Source organism: Clostridium kluyveri DSM 555 (assembly GCF_000016505.1).
Lineage (GTDB): Bacteria > Bacillota > Clostridia > Clostridiales > Clostridiaceae > Clostridium_B > Clostridium_B kluyveri.
On the sequence record NC_009706.1, the window covers coordinates 3,228,605 to 3,247,057 of the forward strand.

The following is an 18,453-nucleotide window of genomic DNA, read 5'->3' on the forward strand; positions in this document are numbered from 1 at the left end:
ACTATTAAAATAGCTTTACAAAAATACTACTGTTCTTTTCTCTGTACATCATTCCCTGGGATACAGCTAATAATATCCAAAAATATGTAGTAGTTTTAGGTACAAAAAACAAGTTGTCAAATAAATTCATAACATAAAATGCTATCATGGAAGCCAGAAATCCTGTATAAAAATACTTATAGAAATTACTTTTTACAGTATTTATAAATATCTTAACCTGAATTAAAGAGGAAACAAGTACTGCCGCAAAGGATATGCCTCCTATAATTCCAAGTTCACTTTCAATTTTCAAGTAAGAATTATGACACGGATATCTGCTGTATCCATAAAATTTATATTGTGGGTATATTTCCACATATTTATCATATAGGCTTACATAGTTTCCATTCCCCACTCCAAATATAGGATGATCCACTATCATCTTTTTTGCAATACTCCAAAGATATATTCTGGATTGATTCTGCACAGGATCACTTATAGCAAAAATTCTATCCTTTATGCCTGGAACAAACAATGCTATAATTCCTACTACAAAAAGAGGTATAATTAATTTGAAACTATATAAAACAATCAATACTACCATTCCCACTACTATTCCAATAATAGCATTTCTTGAACCTGTAAATGCTATGTTAAAAAGCATTAGAATTGTCAATAAAATGTATAACAGCTTTTTTATTCTCTCCTTTTCATATATACTCAGCATAACTAAAGGAAAGATAGCCAATATTAAAAAAGCTGCCAAATTATTTGGATTATCCATAGTGGCCATTATTTTAAATCTGGCATAGCCATAATTTTCGAATTTTCCACTCAATCCAAATCCTGTAAAATGCTGATAAATACCATACAAACATAATACAGCACTTGTAACTATATAAGAACCCAGTATTCCATTTAAAAATTCCTTTTTATTATATTCATATTTAATTATAAAAAACAATATTATATAGGATATAAATCTAAAACTTTCACTTAAAGCTATCGTTTTTTCACCTGCATAGCTTATAGAAACAATCATCATAATAGCCAGTATACTCATAAATATAGTCAAATAACTGGTGAAAAAATCCTTCATACCAGAAAAAAATCTTTTTCTGCATTCTTTAGAAACTATAAATTTCACTATATAAACAAGTATAATTAAAGCAAGTATACAATCTGCAGGAGGAATATGAACTCTCATTATAGATACTTTACTACTGCTTAATAAAGGTAATAATATTACATAGGCACACATAAATAAATACAATAATCTATCCAAAAACAAAATCTCACCTCTTCCTTAAAATATCTTCTGTAAGAATCATTTGTTTAGTACTTCGAGTATTTTAATGGCAGCATCTCCTTTTCCAAATATATTTTTTTGGGTTTTATCTGGTATAAAATTCATTATGCCATCTAATATTTTATTTTTATCTGTGCCTACTACTATGTTCCATCCATTCTCTACAGTTTCCACCCATTCTGTCTCATCTCTCATAGTTATGCATGGCTTTTTCATAAAGAAAGCCTCTTTTTGAACTCCTCCGCTGTCTGTAACTATCTTTTGTGAATTCATTTCCAGGTTTATCATTTCCAAATAACCTATAGGTTCTATAACTTTTATATTATCATTAAATTTCAATCCATAATCTGTCATGTATTTTTTGGTTCTAGGGTGAAGAGGCAGAACTACGGGTTTGCCACATTCATTTAAAGCTTCTACTATATTTTTCAGCCTCTCTATATAATTTGTATTCTCTGCTCTGTGTATAGTGGTAAGTATATACTCCTTGTCTTGTAAAGCAAGCTCTTTAATGATCTCATTTTTATTTTCTGCCAGTTTTTTAAAATTTAAAATTGCATCAAACATTACGTCCCCTACATTATATATGCCTTCTTTAATACCCTCTCTTTTTAAATTTTCAACAGCAGAATCTGTAGGAACAAATAAAATATTAGACAACCTATCTGTAATTACCCTGTTTTGTTCCTCAGGCATTTTCCTGTTAAAGCTTCTAAGACCGGCCTCCACATGGGCTAGGGGAATTAAAAGCTTACTTGCACAGAGAGCACCTGCTAAAGTTGAATTAGTATCTCCATAAACAAGTACAAAATCCGGTTTTTCCTTTATATATATCTCTTCCAGCTTTATAAGCATGGTTCCCGTTTGTTTTCCATGATTTCCCGATCCCACTTCCAAGTTATAATCTGGTCTTGGTATATTTAGTTCTTCAAAAAATACCTGGGACATATTTTCATCATAATGCTGCCCTGTATGAACCAATATTTCTTTATGGCACTTTCTTATTACATTAGATACTGCAGAGGCTTTAATAAATTGAGGTCTAGCCCCTACAACCGTTAATATTTTCATTTATTTCCTCCCTATTAAATTCACTGCTGATTTTTAAGAAGTTGATCTTCTGGAACCTTTTTTAATTTTCTAGCTGGATTCCCTGCAACTATATTTTCGCTTTTTACATTTTTTGTAACTACGCTTCCTGCTGCCACAAATCCATCTTCTTCTATAATTTTTCCTGGAAGAATAGTAGCCTGCGCTCCTATTCTTCCGCCTCTTTTAACGGTAACTCCTTTAAAATGCTTATATCTCTCCTTAGATCTGGCAGCAAAATTATCATTTGAAGTTACAACTCCCGGGGCAATAAACACATTATCTTCAATTTGTGAATAGGCGGTGATATATACGTTAGTTTCAATCTTACAACTAGAACCTATTTTACAGAAATTCTCAACAGCTGCTCCTCTGCCTATTATTGTTTTACTACCTACTGTAACATTTTCCCTAACTGTAGCTAAATCTGCAATTAGTGTATGCTGTCCTATGCTGCATCCACAATATATTATAACTCCTGCACCTATTAAACAGCTGTCATCTACCACAGCAGGTGGAAACTTATCTTCATCTTTAAATATACTGTTTATGCTTCTCATAGGCTGTTTTCCAATTACAGTGTTGTCATCTATTCTTACATTTTTTCCAATTTCACTTCCTCTATGTATTATCACATTATGACCTATGATACAGTTATCTCCTATAACCACTTCATCTTCAATAACTGAAAATTTTCCTATAGTTACATTACGTCCAATTTGGGAAGTATTAGATATATAATTTTCACACATGGGTTCTACCCTCCTAAATTACTGCATACTTTAAAAGTATCTAAAATATACTTTACTTATTCTTAATTGAAACCATATCCATAGTAGAAAAATCTTCCACAGGAAATTTTACAGGCATTCCTGCAGCTCTTGATTTATATGCAGCCAAAATTATATCCAATGCTTTTTTACCCTGCTTTCCATCTACAAGAGGATTTCCATTAAGGTTTACAGCATCTATCATATCTTTGAAAAGTGGTATATGTCCAAATCCATAAACAGTATCTGGATCACCCTGCTGAGATTTTAATATTTCATCATCTATATCCTTATGATCTTCAAATTTCCAGGTTTCAATTTTATTTACCGCAAGGCCACCTATGCACACTGTACCCTTTTCTCCAAATATACTTAGAGTTTCTTCTAAATTTCTTGGATAAACACAAGCACTTCCTTCAACTATTCCTATGGCTCCATTTTTAAATCTTATTATAACAGCCCCGAAATCTTCTCCTTCTATATCTCTTAAAAAAGTATCACACTGGGAATATACCGTATCCACTTCTCCACCCATCATCCATTGAAGCAGATCAATATTATGTATACATTGATTCATAAGAGTTCCCCCGTCAAGCTTCCAGGTGCCTCTCCATGGTGCCTGTTTATAATAATCCATATTCCTATTCCATAGTATTCTGGCAGTTCCGTTTATTAGCTTTCCAAATCTATTACCTTCAATTGCCTCTCTAAGCTGTCTAATTGGCTTATTAAATCTATTTTGATGACTTACGCACAGCTTAACATTGTTTCTTTCACTGCAATTTATCATTTTCTCTGCATCTTTCGAAGAAAGTGCCATAGGTTTTTCGCATATAACATGTTTCTTATTATCCATACAATATGTGGCTATTTCAAAATGATATCCACTTTCAGTGGCTATAGTCACCACATCTATATCTTCTAATTGCAGCATCTCCTTATAATCTGTATAAAGAGCCACTTTTTCGTCCTTTTTCAATTTTTCTACGTATTCACTTTTTAACTTTTCAGTTTTTTCTTCTACTATATCACACAAGGCTACTAAAACAGCTTCTTCATAATTAGCCCTTAAAGCCTCCACATGTTTATAGGAAATTCTGCCGCAGCCTATGATAGCAAACTTTAATTTTTTCATTAAAAACACCTCTTAAAAATAATTAATTAGTATATTGAATTATAACTATTAACTATAGCTTATGTATTTTATTCCTGTTGTTTTTTACATCTTTAGTGGCATTTCTTGTATCATAAACTATTTTAGCTCTCTCTGCTATACCTTCATAATCATAACAGCTGTGATCTGTGGTTATAATTACTATATCTGATCCATCTATTACTTCTTCCCAATCTACTGTATGGTATAACTTGCCTTTGTGTTTAAACTCAGAAATATAAGGATCATTTATGATAACCTCTGCTCCATTTTTCTCCAGATGATCTATTACTTTAAGGGACGGTGATTCTCTTAAATCGTCTATATCCTTTTTATAGGACATTCCCATAATAAGTACCTTTGCACCATTCATTGCTTTCTTATGGTCATTTAAAAGCTTCATGGCATTATCCACAACAAATTCCGGCATTAGGTCATTTATCTCCCCAGAGGTTTCTATCAACTTGGTATGATAATCATATTCTTTAGCTTTCCAGGATAAATATGATGGATCAAGAGGTATACAATGCCCTCCAAGACCTGGCCCCGGATAAAACGGCATAAATCCATAGGGTTTAGTTTTAGCTGCATCTATAACTTCCCATACATCTATGCCCATTCTCTTACATAGTATTGCCATTTCATTGGCAAGACCTATATTGATATTCCTAAATACATTTTCAAGTATCTTCTCCATTTCTGCTACAGCTGGCGAAGATACAGTATATATTTCACTTTCCAATATATTTCTATATAAAGTTGCTGCCACTTCCGTGCACTCTTTAGTACATCCTCCTACCACCTTTGGAGTATTCTTAGTCTTAAATTTCTTATTGCCGGGATCTACTCTTTCCGGTGAAAAAGCTAGAAAAAAATCCTCTCCACATTTTAATCCACCTTCTTCAAGTATGGGTTTTAACACTTCTTCTGTAGTACCGGGATAGGTGGTACTCTCAAGAACTACAAGCATTCCCCTATGCAAATACCTTGCAATGCTTTTTCCAGAATTCACTACATAAGATATATCTGGCTGTTTATATTTATCCAAAGGGGTTGGAACACACACAGAGACCACATCCACATCTTCTACAAAACTAAAATCTGTAGTGGCTTTAAGAGAACCTGACTCAACCAATTTTTCAAGATCTGAATCTACTATATCTCCAATATAATTGTGTCCTTCATTTACAAGCTTTACTTTCTTACTCTGAACATCAAAGCCAATAACTTTATATCCAGCTTTGGCCTTCTCCACCGCCAGTGGAAGCCCTACATAACCTAACCCCACTACCCCTAATTTAGCTTTTTTATCTTCTATCTTTTTTACCAGTTCTTTTTTTAACCGTGACATTACCCTAACCTCCTCATTTAAGCTAGTTCATGAATCTTTTCTTACTTTTGTTTTTCTTTCACAATAAAGTCCAGTATATTTTGTTCTATTTTTTTACCGCATTCCTCTGGAGTTATTTTACCTGCAGTTAGCTCCATCATTATCTTATTGGCATCCTGAAGTGCCTGAATTTCAGATACATTAGGCAGTACTTCCCCATATTGTGACTGCTCTATAAAGGTTTTTAACTTTTCACTATCTTTAACTTCTTTTATATTATAATCTATTTTAAAAGGAGGAATTCTGCCTGTTATATCAAATAATTTTCCCTTGGAATTATTAATAAGATAGTTTACAAGCTCCCAATCTTTTTCTTTATAGTTTGACTTTGAACTTACATAGACCACCTGTGATGTAATAAAAGACATCATCTGTTTTCCATTATATTTTGGAAAGGCTGCCACCCCATAGTTCAGTCCTGATTTATTTAACTCTTCCAAATCCCAGGAACCACTTATATAAAAGCTGGTCTCTCCATTTTTGAAACTATTTCTGGCAGTTATGCTTTCTATATTTTCAGGCATTAATTTATATTTTCGAACCATATCTCTAATCATGGTATATCCCTTAATTGCCCCTTCATTATTTAGTCCTATATCTTTTACATTGTAACTTCCATTTTGTTTTTTAAATATGTATGCCCCATTGGCCTGTAATATAGGAAAGCTTAAATAAAAGTTATTTATATCATATTGGAATCCCAGTTTCTCCCCTTGGGAAATCAATTCCTCTAAAGTTTCAGGCACCTTCTTAACCTTGTTTTTATTATAATAAAGTCCATAGGTTTCTATAGATATAGGTATTCCATACATTTTATTTCCAAAGGTAACAGTCTCAAGGGAGGAAGATACATACTTGTTCTTATCTATTAAATTGTCAGGAACCTGGGCTAATAACTTTTCACTATTTAGTTTTTCCATTCTATCATGGGATACACCGAACTCTATATCTGGCTCTATGCCACGCTTTGCCGCTTCTATATAAGCTCTGTTATCTCCTTTATCAGAATGAATTTTAACCTTATAACCAGAAGTTTCAGACCATTTGTCTGCCAAAATTCTAAGTTCTGCTATTTCAGCATCTGTGAGATGTGACCAGATAACTATTTCTTTTTTGTCCCCCTGGGTATTGGTACATCCCCCTAGGAAAAGTATACATATTAATAAAGTACAGAGATATTTGCAAAATCTTCTCATAGGAACTTTCTTCTCCTTTTCACTTACATTTTGTATGTTAAACACATTTTGTTCTTTTAAATTTTCTCTTAATTAAGTCTATTATAGTGTTAAGTTCATTTACCTTTAAAAGCAGCAGCATCGCTGCATATACTAAAACACCAACTACAATTGAAATCAATATTATTATCATTTGACCTTTAAATCCTATCAAAAGTTGTGTTAAATAATCATTTATAAAAAATATAACTACACCCATGGTTAATCCTGAAGTCAATATTTTAATTCCACATTTAAGCATATTAACACCATTAATATTTCCAATTTTCTTTCTTAAATCCTTCACAAGAAGTACACAGCTTACAAGAGCAGAAATTGTAGTGGCTAATGTGAGTCCCCCTATTCCCATCTTTTTAACCAGTACTATACTCATGATTATATTTACCCCTACACCTATAGCTCCATTTATCATAGGAGTAGTAGTATCCTGAATAGCGTAAAAAGATCTATTAAATATATCTCTTATGCCCCAAAATACCAAACCGGATATTAGAAAAAAAAGGGCTTCTGCAGTCATGTTAACTGCCTTTTCATCAAAAGCACCGTGCATAAAAAGTACGCTTATTATAGGAATTCTAAGTATCAAAAGCCCTATTATGGCTGGAATCACTATAATATTGATATTATTTACTGCACTACTTACATGCTCTTTAAATTCATCATATTTTTTCAGATTTCCACTTCTAGATAGAGAAGGAAATATTACTGTAACTATGGCAGATGCAAAAGTAAAATACACAAGCATATTCAATTTATTGGCATAATCCAGGGCTACTATACTTCCCACTGCAAGACCGGAAGCCATTCTCTTTTGAACTACTTCATTTACCTGATTAACTCCCGTTCCTATAATGACCGGTGCAATAAGCATAAGCATTTTTTTTATCTTTGTATCTTTAAAATCTATTTTAAAACTATATTTATATTTATTTCTTATAAGCCAGGGAATTTGTATTACTATCTGAAGTCCATTTCCAAGCATTGTAGCTGCAGTAAGTCCTACAATTCCATGGTGATTTCCAATTAATATGTAAGTTATTATAGGTATATTCATCACTATGCCAACCAGTGCCGGTGCCACAAAATCATCTAGTGTTTGAAGCACTGCAGTATAGCCGCTGTTTAAACTCAAAAACAATATATTTATCATACTTATTTTTGTTAAGAATATAACTAAAGAATATCTTTCTCCTGTAAAGCCCGGTGCAATAACAGCTACTATTTCTTTGGTAAATATCCACCCCAGCACACATAGAACAATTGAGATCAGCATGAGAATATTCATTATTGAATTAGCAAATTTGAACATTCCCTCCTTGCCCTCTCTATTATAACTTTCACTAAGTAGAGGAATAAAAGTAGTAGTAATGGCAAGCCCAAATAAATTAAACAGAAGATTTGGTATTGTAAGTGACATAAAATATGCATCTGAACTATTAGATGCACCAAAGGCACTGGCAATAAGTACATCTCTCACAAACCCCATTACTCTGCTTGCCATTGAAATCACCATTACTACTCCAGCAGCTTTAACAAGTTTATCTTTTTTCATGTTTTCCTCCAAATAATCTTTCAGCAACAATTTAATAGTATTTTTATATATTTAAAAACAATAGATTCTATCTTTAAGTATTTTATCACTAATTAATTTCATATACAATGAGTTAATAATTCTAGTATTTAGCCAACAATTGATAACTCATTTTTCATTTATGTCCTAAAAATATTTTGCTAAGCAGCTGATTTTTATTGAAAATATACATAGACACCATTATAGGCAAAAATCCTGCCAGTAACATTATGAGAATTACTATATTGTAATTAAAGCCCATCACTTGATAAGTTACTACTCTAACTCCTGTTTGAAAAAACCAGGATAATAGATAAATATCATAACTATATTTTCCTATATTTTTAAATAACCTTCCTACAGAACCATTCACTATTAAATTTGACAGCATTAAAAATATACTGCTTCCCAAAAGAGAAGTAATCAGATTATGATAAGGATACATTACCTTTGTAGGCTGGAAGGAATTTAAATTTAAGATTACAATGACTATGGAAAATGCTGCAATTATTATCTGTTTGTTCTTAATATTTGACCATGTTTTATATGTACTATGCAAGTAAATTCCAAAGAAGAAATAAAATAAATAGTGGACTATCCCATAAACATACATAAATCCTATTTGTCTTGTAAATAGTAAATTTAATATTAAAGTTACTAAAAGAGCTATGTTTAAAGGAAGTTTTTTAAATAGTGGTGCTACTGCAAATATAAAAAACAAAGTGTATATAAACCAAAAATATTGTATAGGAATATCTAAAGGATAAAATATTATATTCATTATTAAATCATTTAATTTTATAGGCCTTACAGCATAGTTATTCATATACAGCTTTATAGGTACTGCAATTAAAGATACGGAAATATAGGGAATCATAAGTCTTTTAAATTTGCCATAAACAAATCTGCCATAACTTTTTAAAGTACTTATTTCATATATCTTATAGGCAAAAAAACCTGATATAACAAAAAACAAGGGCATGTGGAATGAATATATAAGTCTATATATGTAAGCATAGAAAACACTTCCATTAAATTGTGCATCGGGAAAAGAATGTCCAAGAACCACTAAAAATATACCTATTCCCCTGGCTATATCCATATCTTTATAATATTTTTTCATAATAAATTACCACCCTCTATTACAATTCACAATTCACGGTTCACAATCGAAGAGCAATTATATTTTTTCGGGCATCAGGTATGCCAGAAGTAATCCAAGTCCCAGTCCATTGGTAAGCAGAGTAGTCAATATAGGTCCATTAAATAATGCCATTACACCTCCAAAGAGCAGTGCAGATACTAAAAATATATTTTTATTTTCTACAGACTTTATGACTATCATTATAAAATACAAAAGTACGGCAAATAGAATTACTCCTATAATACCAAAATTCATATATGCATCTCCATACCAGGTTACATTTAATCTCATATCAGATCTTCCATAATATACTGTTCCCATATAAAAATTAGGATCCATATTGTATATATTTTTGAAGAAGTGTCCAAATATACTGTGCGATAATAACATCTTAGGATACATCCAGAAAAAATCATAATACTCCAGGGCTATTAATGGAGGAAATAAAAATATTCTTATAATTATGAGAAGATATATGGATAATTTTTTAAAATAAAATGCAACAAGACCTACTACTATAGATAAAAGCATCATTTTTTCTATAAAGCTTCTCTTTATTCCTCCTTTTAAAATCACAGCAAAAAATGGAGCCAAAAGTAAAACAGCAAACTGACTCTTATAGGCTGCATATCCATATAGAACCAATTGAAGTATAAATGGTATAAATATAAGCTTATATTTTTTCTTATATATTAAAAATGTAAGTATAAAAGGATTTATTACATTGCCAAGCCATTGTATAAAATAATCGTCAAATCTTCCTGCTGTGTCTCTATAATTTAATCTTACACCATATACATCTTTAAAAGCTTCTATTATGTTAGTAGGAAGCCCTAAGGTATACACCAGATATGAATATCCAATTACCATGAAAGCTATGATACCTATCCAGAATACTTTAGGGGTGATTTTAATTTGTGGAATTTTAAAATCCGGTTTACTTACGAGTAATATACCTATTACAGCAATAAAGGTTATTAGATATATATATATTTCTGAATTTTTACTCTCTGCCAGTCCACTCATAATATATACTATTAAAAGAGGTATTATATTTAAAGTTAAAAATAAAAACCAGTATAGACTTGACAGTTTATCAATTTTTGAAGGTACTAAAAATATTAAGGTGTAAACTATAATTACAAATAAAGGTGCCATAACAAATACTCTTTTTAAAATACCTGCATTTATTATGAAATTAAAGGATTTATAATATGTAATGGATCCAATGTATCCTATTGTTAATCCGGCTATCATAACTATGTATAAAATGAATGAGGTTATCTTACTGTTTTCATTTCCTCTATTACAGATTTTATGTATCATTTTGGAATATCCTTCCTTTCACTGGTTATTTGTTTTCTAATATGCTTTTTTTAAGCCAGTAAAAAAGCCAACTACAGTCCCTAAGCCATACATAATGTGAAGTAAAAAAAATAGTATAAACATTAAAGGTATATATTCCACCCCGTTTTTTACACCTATTTTTATACATTCTACCATATCTACAATAAAATAGCTTCCTAAAGCCGCAATCTCTATTATTTTACTTGCCAAAAAAAGTTTATAGCTTAATCCAAATATTATTATAGTGAGAAAAAATATTAAGGGTACAAGATGTCTCATTCTCACTATATCTCTGTTATTAATAAGGGATTCACCTATTGCCCTGCCATTGCCATAATTTTGAGATAATATCTTCTTTATACTGCTTCTAGGTTTATAGTAGGCTATTATATTTTTATTTTGATATATTTTATATCCTCTTTTTAATATTCTATTGTTTAAATCGTTATCTTCACTTCTTGTAAAATTTTCATTATAAAAACCAATTTCATCAAATATCCACCTGTAGAAAGCTCCATTCCAAACTGTATCTACAAAGCCATCATAATCCTTCTGTCTAAATTTGGCTACACCTATCCCAAATTTGCTTTCATGAAGAAAAACAATACAGTTTTCCACATAGGATTTTGAAGTAAGCAAATAAGTAGGTCCTCCCACATTTACCACACTATCCTCTTTAAATTTATTTAATGTATTTACACATTCCCTTACATAATTTTTATCATATAATGCATGGGCATCGACTCTAACCACTATATCTCCTTTTGACATTTTTATTCCCTTGTTTAAAGCCGCAGATTGAATTTTCTTTTCATTATCTATTAAAGCTATTTTTTCATTTTCAAAACTTTTCAATATATCTCTTGTAGAGTCCGTGGACATACCATCTATTACTAATATTTCAATAATATTTTCATAAGTTTGATCAATTATAGATTTTAAACATTTCTCTATATAAAGTTCTTCATTATACACAGGAATTATTATTGAAACCGTATGTTCTTTATACATATGAATCTCCTTTAATCAATTTTCTGTTTCAAAGCCGAAAATAATCACTGCAATTGTGCACTGTGAATCATGAATTGCAAATTGTATATATAGCATTTAATTTTGATTCATTGCTTTCCCAGAAATAATTATTTTTTGCCTTTCTCATATTTTCTATTATACTATTTTTTTCCGCCGGATCTTTTAGAAGTTTCTCTATAATATGTTCTATTTCTTCTTTAAGATTTTTTCCTTCTATTCCATAGCCAAAATTATTTTTCCAAACCTCATGCCCAAACTCCGTAACTTTATTGGCAATAATAGGTGTCTCTGTTATTATGCTTTCATAAAACTTATTGGGCATTGATATGGTAGCCGTATCTCCTGGATAAAAGGCATAAGTTATATCTATATTTTTATACAGTTCTTCAAGTTCACTTATATTGTAAGCACCTTTTATTTCTACATTTGAAAATTTTTTAGAATACCCTGCAAGTTGTTCTGCATATATCCCCCACCCGCAAATTATCACCTTTACAGCTTTATCATATTTCTGAGCCGCATCAATTAGTGCCTTTATCTCATCATAATATCTAACAGAACCTATAAATCCAATCCTAAGTAGATTATCTGAAGTTTTTTCTATATGATTAAATAAACTTTTATAAGGTGCATTATTTACTATGTAAATATTTTTACTTATCTTTTTATAAGCTTCCTTCATCTTAGGAGTAACTACTATATGGGTATCCGCCTTTTTTACCATGTGTCTTTCCAGTAAAATAATAAAATGGTATATAATTTTATTTAGAAGTCCCTTTCTGTTGTAAAAATACATGTAAAACAAATCATGTTCATCATATGTAAGCTTTAATTTAAGCCTTTTATTTATATTATAGCCTATAAAAAGTCCGTCAAAATCATGACAGTGCAGCGCCTGAAAATCTTTATCTTTTAAATACTTGTATACATCCTCTTTGAAATTTAAAAATTTAAAAATTTGCTTATATCCTGTACCATATTCTGCATTTCCAAAAAATCTTACTATATGTATTCCATCTAAATCCTCTTCCGGTTTATCTATGTAAGTTCCCTCTCTATCCCAGCATAAAATAGTTATTTTGTGGCCAAGTTTTCTCAGTGACTTTGCCTCTTTATATACTCTAGGATCCGGATCAAATCCATTGGTCAATATCATTGCAATATTCACTTTCTTCACCTCATAATTTCATTGTATATATCAATAGTTTTTTGTGCATTTCTAAGCCAGGTAAATTCTTTTAATACAGTATTTTTACCATTTTGTCCTATAATTCTGGCTTCAGACTTATGACTTAATATATAATCTATGGTAAAAACCAAATCTTCCACCTGATGGGGTTCAACTAAAAATCCATTCTTTTTATCTTCAATAACATCTTCTATCCCCTGACCCCTGACCCCTATAACCGGTATTCCACTATTCATAGCTTCTATATATACTATTCCAAATCCTTCTTGCCAGCTGGGAAGTGAAAAAACATCACATTTTGAAGACATATATTTTATTACCTTAGAATGAGGCAATCTACCTAAAAAAACCACATTTCTATTTAGATTCAGATCATTTACCAGTTTTCTTAAATTTCTATTTTCTTCTCCATCCCCAATTATATAATATACTAAATCTGGATATGTTTTTATAAGTTCCGATACTGCTTTTATATTTAAATCTATACCTTTGGTTTTTATTAAGGCAGACACACTTAGCATTATGTGACTTCCTTTTAATTTAACTTGTTCATTTATTACATATTCCTCAGGGTTTATCCCATTATTTATAACTACGGTTTTATTTAAAATATGCTTTTCTGTTATAACATTTTTTAATTTATTACTGACAGTTATTATTTTGTCTGCATCTTTTAAAACTTTAAATACACTTTTTCTACACATACTATTCTTTTTTATTGTATACTGAAAATCCTGACCATGAATGGTTACCACAAAGGGTACATTGTATTTTTTACTTAAAAAAATACTGGCAAAACCCACGGGTATAGCAGTATGTGCATGTATGACATTGAACTTAAATCTATTATATAATTCATTTATAGTTCTTTTTATGCCAAGATACATAAAAATTCCAGAATATTGCAAAAACACTCCCCGTGGGAACTCTATGTATCTCGGATAAAAAACTTCCACCCCATCAAGAAATATTTTAGCGGGAATATCAATATAAGCTTTATATTTTTTTATTATACCTAAAAAAGATGGTACGTAGGGTACCGGACATATTACCTTAACTTTACAGCCCTCATTTATAAGCTTCTGCACCTGTTTATGGACAAAAATACCCAAAACACTATTTGAAGGTGAGGGATACATATGGGAAATAATTAGTATATTCTTCATGGGCTTATTCATCCTTTTGTTATTTTTTTCTCTTATAAGTAGGAACTTTTTTTTCTATAAGCTGAATTATCTGCTCTTTATCCTGATCTAACACTTCTTTAAATTCACCAATAGATTTTTCTATAAAATTCATATCTATCTTAGCAGGTTTTTCTATAAATATTTTATCATGCTCTGTAGAAGTCAATGCTACTTCATTCATAAGTAATTCTTCATACAGCTTCTCCCCCGGTCTCAGACCTGTATATTCTATTTTTATGTCCATATCCGGTTCATATCCTGACAAAGTTATAAGATCTCTAGCTAAGTCCACTATTTTTACAGGTTTTCCCATATCAAGTACAAAAATTTCTCCTCCGGCAGCTATAGCACCTGCCTGAATTACCAATTGAGCCGCTTCTGGAATTGTCATAAAAAATCTATTTATTTCAGGATGAGTTACTGTAACAGGTCCTCCATGGGCTATTTGCCTTTTAAATAATGGGATTACAGAACCATTACTCCCCAGTACATTCCCAAATCTCACAGCCACATATTCAGTTTTACTGACTTCATTAAAAGCCTGCACCATTATTTCACAAAACCTTTTTGTAGCCCCCATAACATTAGTAGGATTCACTGCTTTATCCGTACTTATCTGTACAAATTTCTCTACTTTAAATTCATCACAGCATTTTAAAACCTCATAAGTCCCAATTATATTGTTCTTTACTGCTTCTTGAGGATTACCTTCCATAAGAGGAACATGCTTATGAGCGGCTGCATGAAAAACCACCTGGGGGGTATATTTCCTAAATACATCTTTTAATCTGCCGCCGTCTCTTATAGATGCGATAATTATTTTCTTATTTAAATCAATATAATTATAGTTTAATTCCATCTCAAGATCATATACATTATTTTCATATATATCTAATATAAGTAATTGTTTCGGCTGAAATTTGGCTATCTGTCTGCACAATTCAGATCCTATAGAGCCGCCTCCCCCTGTAACCATTATAATTTTATTTTTTATATATTTGCTTATATTCTGAGTATTTAATTTAACCTCTTCTCTTCCAAGCAAATCTTCTATATTTACATCTCTAAGTTTTGTAATATTTATATTTCCATCTATCATTTCATATATACCCGGTAAGGTTTTTAGCTTGCACTTTGTATTTTTACATATGTTTATGATTTCTCTTTTTGTATGGAGTTCAGCAGAAGGCATTGCAATTATTATCTCTTCTATTTGCCTATTTTTACATACTTCTATTATTTCATTTCTTCCCCCTAAAACTTCTATACCCTTTATAAGTTTTCCCCTTTTAGATTTGTCATCATCTATGAGACCTATTATATTATAATTGAAATTTGTATGTTTTTTTATTTCTTTTATAAGCATGGCAGCGGCATCTCCTGCTCCAATTATGAGGAGATTTTTATGCCTTCTTTTTGTACAATTTTCTTCCTTTTTATCTCCAGAAAGTCTATATGTAAATCTTATTCCGCCCAATGCCAATACAGACAGTATCCAGAGAATTATATGTACTGTATAGGGAAATCTATAATACCTATTTTCCAGAATCTTATAATTCACGAAGTAACTGTAAATTATGAAAATAATGTTAGATAGAGATACAGAATACACTATAGAAATTAACTCTTCCACAGATGCATATTTCCATATATTGTTATATAGATTAAAAAATTTATTGCAAATCAAGGTCACTATGACCACAGGAACAACAGACAATTTAAAAAATATCATATATTCCGATGGTACATTAAATTCAAACCTAAGTAACAAAGCAAAATATAAAGAAGCTATGAGAAAAAATATGTCATACACTATAAGTTTTTTGTCTTTCTGCATTTAAACACTTCCTAAATTTATTGATTATATAAACTCTCCTTATCTATTTTACATCATAAAGAAAATTAATCAACATATTTTTGCCATCCAGTAATTATACCTATAAGCTTAACATTGCCATAATCATTTTTGCTGTAATTTAACATATAGTTAAATTACAGCAAAATCAAATGTTACCTTATTGCAGTTGTTTCTCTTTTACCTTATCGGTTACTTCATCCTTAACTTCTTTAAATACAGTCTGTTCTTTCAACCCTAAAAGATATTTCATAAAAGGTTTTTTTAGTTCTTCTTTCTTTAATGCAAATTCCACTGTGGCCTGAAGAAATCCAAGCTTATCACCCACATCATATCTTCTTCCTTGAAAAGTATAAGCGTACATAGCTTCATTTTTGGCCAGAGTTCTAAGGGCATCTGTAAGCTGTATTTCTCCTCCTTTTCCTGGAGTAGTATTTTGTAGTATTTCAAATATAGAAGGAGTTATTATATATCTTCCTAGTATAGCCATATTTGAAGGAGCTTCTTTTACTTTGGGTTTTTCTATTAAATCTTTAACCTTATATACATTATTTTCTATGTACATACCTTTCACTATGCCATATTTGTATACTTCTTCTTTAGGTACTTCCTGTACTCCTATAATTGAAGTTTTATATTCATTATAACAATCTATAAGCTGCTTTAGACAAGGGATTTCATTATCTACCACATCATCTCCAAGCATTACCGCAAAGGGTTGATTTCCTACGAAAGTTCTGGCACAGCCTATGGCGTGGCCAAGACCTTTGGGTTCTTTTTGTCTTATATAGTAAATATCTGATATGCTGGATATATCTCTTACTATTTTTAGAAGATCTTCTTTCCCTTTTTTTTCTAGTTCCCTTTCTAATTCTATAGATTTATCAAAATGATCTTCTATAGCCCTTTTATTTCTTCCTGTTATTATCAATATTTCTTCTATTCCAGAGGCTACAGCTTCTTCTATAATATATTGTATAGTGGGCTTATCTACTATGGGAAGCATTTCTTTAGGTTGGGCTTTAGTAGCAGGTAAAAACCGTGTGCCAAGTCCTGCAGCAGGTATTATAGCCTTTTTTACATTCATAATAAATCTCCTTTCAATTAATCTTTAATTTCTATCTACCGTTTTATTGATTATGCCCTCTAATTCCACTACCACCTGATCTTTTGGTTCTAGTTTCTTTGCAATTTCCAGATGAATTTTAGCATCTTTTAGATTTCCTGAATTTAAATAACATAATATGAGATTTGTACATATCTCCACTGATCTAGTGGCTTCAAAAGCCTTTCTTAAATAAGCTATAGCCCCTTCATAATTTCCTAAAGATGCATAATTTATTCCCATTTCATTTACCACTTCCACTAAACTGCTGTCTATATTTAAAGCTTCATTCAAATAATAAATTGCTTTTTCGTGATTATTAACCATCCTGTATCCCACAGCTATATAGTAATAAATAGAAGCATTGTTACCTAAAACATCTATGAGGGGAATTAAATACTTTAAAGCCTCCAGAGGATTACTTTCTAAAAGTTCCTTTCCTCTATCATAATTTACACAAGACTTTAGCCACTGCTTCATATCTGTTACCTCCAGGGTTTCTTCTCCACCTTTTACTATGTAGTTATTTATACAAAACAGTGCTCTTTCATAGTCCCTTTCTTCTTTCTTTATAATTGCCTCATATAAATAAGGCAGAGCATAATTATCTTTAAGTTTAGCCTTTTGTAATATATTTAATTCCTCTTCTTTAAATATAATATTTTTTTTCCTAATTTCATCTGCCATAATTATAAGTTTATCATATATCTCTAAAGTATCTTCTATCTGTGATAAACCCTTCAAAATTATATAGGCTTCTTCATAATTTTTGCTTTTAACATTTTTTCCAATTATACTTTTTATAAACTTATTATTATTTTTATCCTTAAAAATTATCTTTTTATAATATTTGTTGAATCTAAACTGCTCATCTGCTCCCAGCACATAAAACATGCCTTCTATAAAATATGTCATGGGTATTTTATCCAGATTATCCTGTAGTTTAATGCTGTCTACTATATATTTGGAATTTATAGGTATATATATATCTTCTTTTAATAAAACATTAAATATCTTTCTAATATTTTCTTTTTTTATTTCTAAAAATAATAATTTAGACAATTTCTCTGCAAAATAAGATTTTATATTCATAAGTTCT

Annotated in this window: 15 protein-coding genes; all 15 read right to left on the reverse strand. The window is 30.7% G+C overall.

Annotated features, from left to right (window positions below):
- Positions 1–4: 4 nt before the first annotated feature.
- The gene (locus tag CKL_RS15405; RefSeq protein ID WP_242649433.1) at positions 5–1,264 is read right to left on the reverse strand and encodes an O-antigen ligase family protein; all 1,260 of its coding nucleotides are present in this window, start codon (positions 1,262–1,264) and stop codon (positions 5–7) included.
- Between the two features lie 42 nt (positions 1,265–1,306).
- Positions 1,307–2,359 (reverse strand): non-hydrolyzing UDP-N-acetylglucosamine 2-epimerase, encoded by a 1,053-nt coding sequence (gene wecB, locus CKL_RS15410; RefSeq protein WP_012103509.1) that lies wholly within the window; start codon positions 2,357–2,359, stop codon positions 1,307–1,309.
- Between the two features lie 20 nt (positions 2,360–2,379).
- Complete coding sequence (locus CKL_RS15415) at positions 2,380–3,129, reverse strand: N-acetyltransferase (RefSeq protein WP_012103510.1); 750 nt, start codon at positions 3,127–3,129, stop codon at positions 2,380–2,382.
- Between the two features lie 52 nt (positions 3,130–3,181).
- Entirely contained in the window at positions 3,182–4,282 is a 1,101-nt protein-coding gene (locus CKL_RS15420) for a Gfo/Idh/MocA family protein (RefSeq protein ID WP_012103511.1), read from the reverse strand.
- A 52-nt stretch (positions 4,283–4,334) separates the two neighbouring features.
- Entirely contained in the window at positions 4,335–5,651 is a 1,317-nt protein-coding gene (locus tag CKL_RS15425; RefSeq protein WP_012103512.1) for a nucleotide sugar dehydrogenase, read from the reverse strand.
- 41 nt (positions 5,652–5,692) lie between these two features.
- Positions 5,693–6,931, reverse strand: a complete 1,239-nt coding sequence (locus CKL_RS15430) for a sugar ABC transporter substrate-binding protein (RefSeq protein ID WP_012620875.1) — start codon at positions 6,929–6,931, stop codon at positions 5,693–5,695.
- Positions 6,924–8,477 carry a murein biosynthesis integral membrane protein MurJ gene (murJ, locus tag CKL_RS15435; RefSeq protein ID WP_012103514.1) on the reverse strand — a complete coding sequence of 518 codons (1,554 nt, stop codon included), beginning with the start codon at positions 8,475–8,477 and terminating at the stop codon, positions 6,924–6,926. The genes CKL_RS15430 and murJ overlap by 8 nt, the downstream gene beginning before the upstream one ends.
- Before the next feature lie 154 nt (positions 8,478–8,631).
- Positions 8,632–9,618 carry an acyltransferase family protein gene (locus CKL_RS15440; RefSeq protein ID WP_012103515.1) on the reverse strand — a complete coding sequence of 329 codons (987 nt, stop codon included), beginning with the start codon at positions 9,616–9,618 and terminating at the stop codon, positions 8,632–8,634.
- 57 nt (positions 9,619–9,675) lie between these two features.
- A complete protein-coding gene (locus CKL_RS15445) occupies positions 9,676–10,965 on the reverse strand; it encodes an O-antigen polymerase (protein WP_012103516.1) in 1,290 nt (429 codons plus the stop codon).
- Positions 10,966–11,001: 36 nt separating this feature from the next.
- A complete protein-coding gene (locus CKL_RS15450; RefSeq protein WP_012103517.1) occupies positions 11,002–11,997 on the reverse strand; it encodes a glycosyltransferase family 2 protein in 996 nt (331 codons plus the stop codon).
- Between the two features lie 67 nt (positions 11,998–12,064).
- Entirely contained in the window at positions 12,065–13,186 is a 1,122-nt protein-coding gene (locus CKL_RS15455; protein WP_012103518.1) for a glycosyltransferase, read from the reverse strand.
- A 5-nt stretch (positions 13,187–13,191) separates the two neighbouring features.
- Positions 13,192–14,373, reverse strand: a complete 1,182-nt coding sequence (locus tag CKL_RS15460; RefSeq protein WP_012103519.1) for a glycosyltransferase — start codon at positions 14,371–14,373, stop codon at positions 13,192–13,194.
- A gap of 19 nt (positions 14,374–14,392) precedes the next feature.
- Positions 14,393–16,231, reverse strand: a complete 1,839-nt coding sequence (locus CKL_RS15465; protein WP_012103520.1) for a polysaccharide biosynthesis protein — start codon at positions 16,229–16,231, stop codon at positions 14,393–14,395.
- Positions 16,232–16,409: 178 nt separating this feature from the next.
- Complete coding sequence (galU, locus tag CKL_RS15470) at positions 16,410–17,336, reverse strand: UTP--glucose-1-phosphate uridylyltransferase GalU (RefSeq protein WP_012103522.1); 927 nt, start codon at positions 17,334–17,336, stop codon at positions 16,410–16,412.
- A 24-nt stretch (positions 17,337–17,360) separates the two neighbouring features.
- A complete protein-coding gene (locus tag CKL_RS15475) occupies positions 17,361–18,446 on the reverse strand; it encodes a tetratricopeptide repeat protein (protein ID WP_012103523.1) in 1,086 nt (361 codons plus the stop codon).
- Positions 18,447–18,453: the final 7 nt, after the last annotated feature.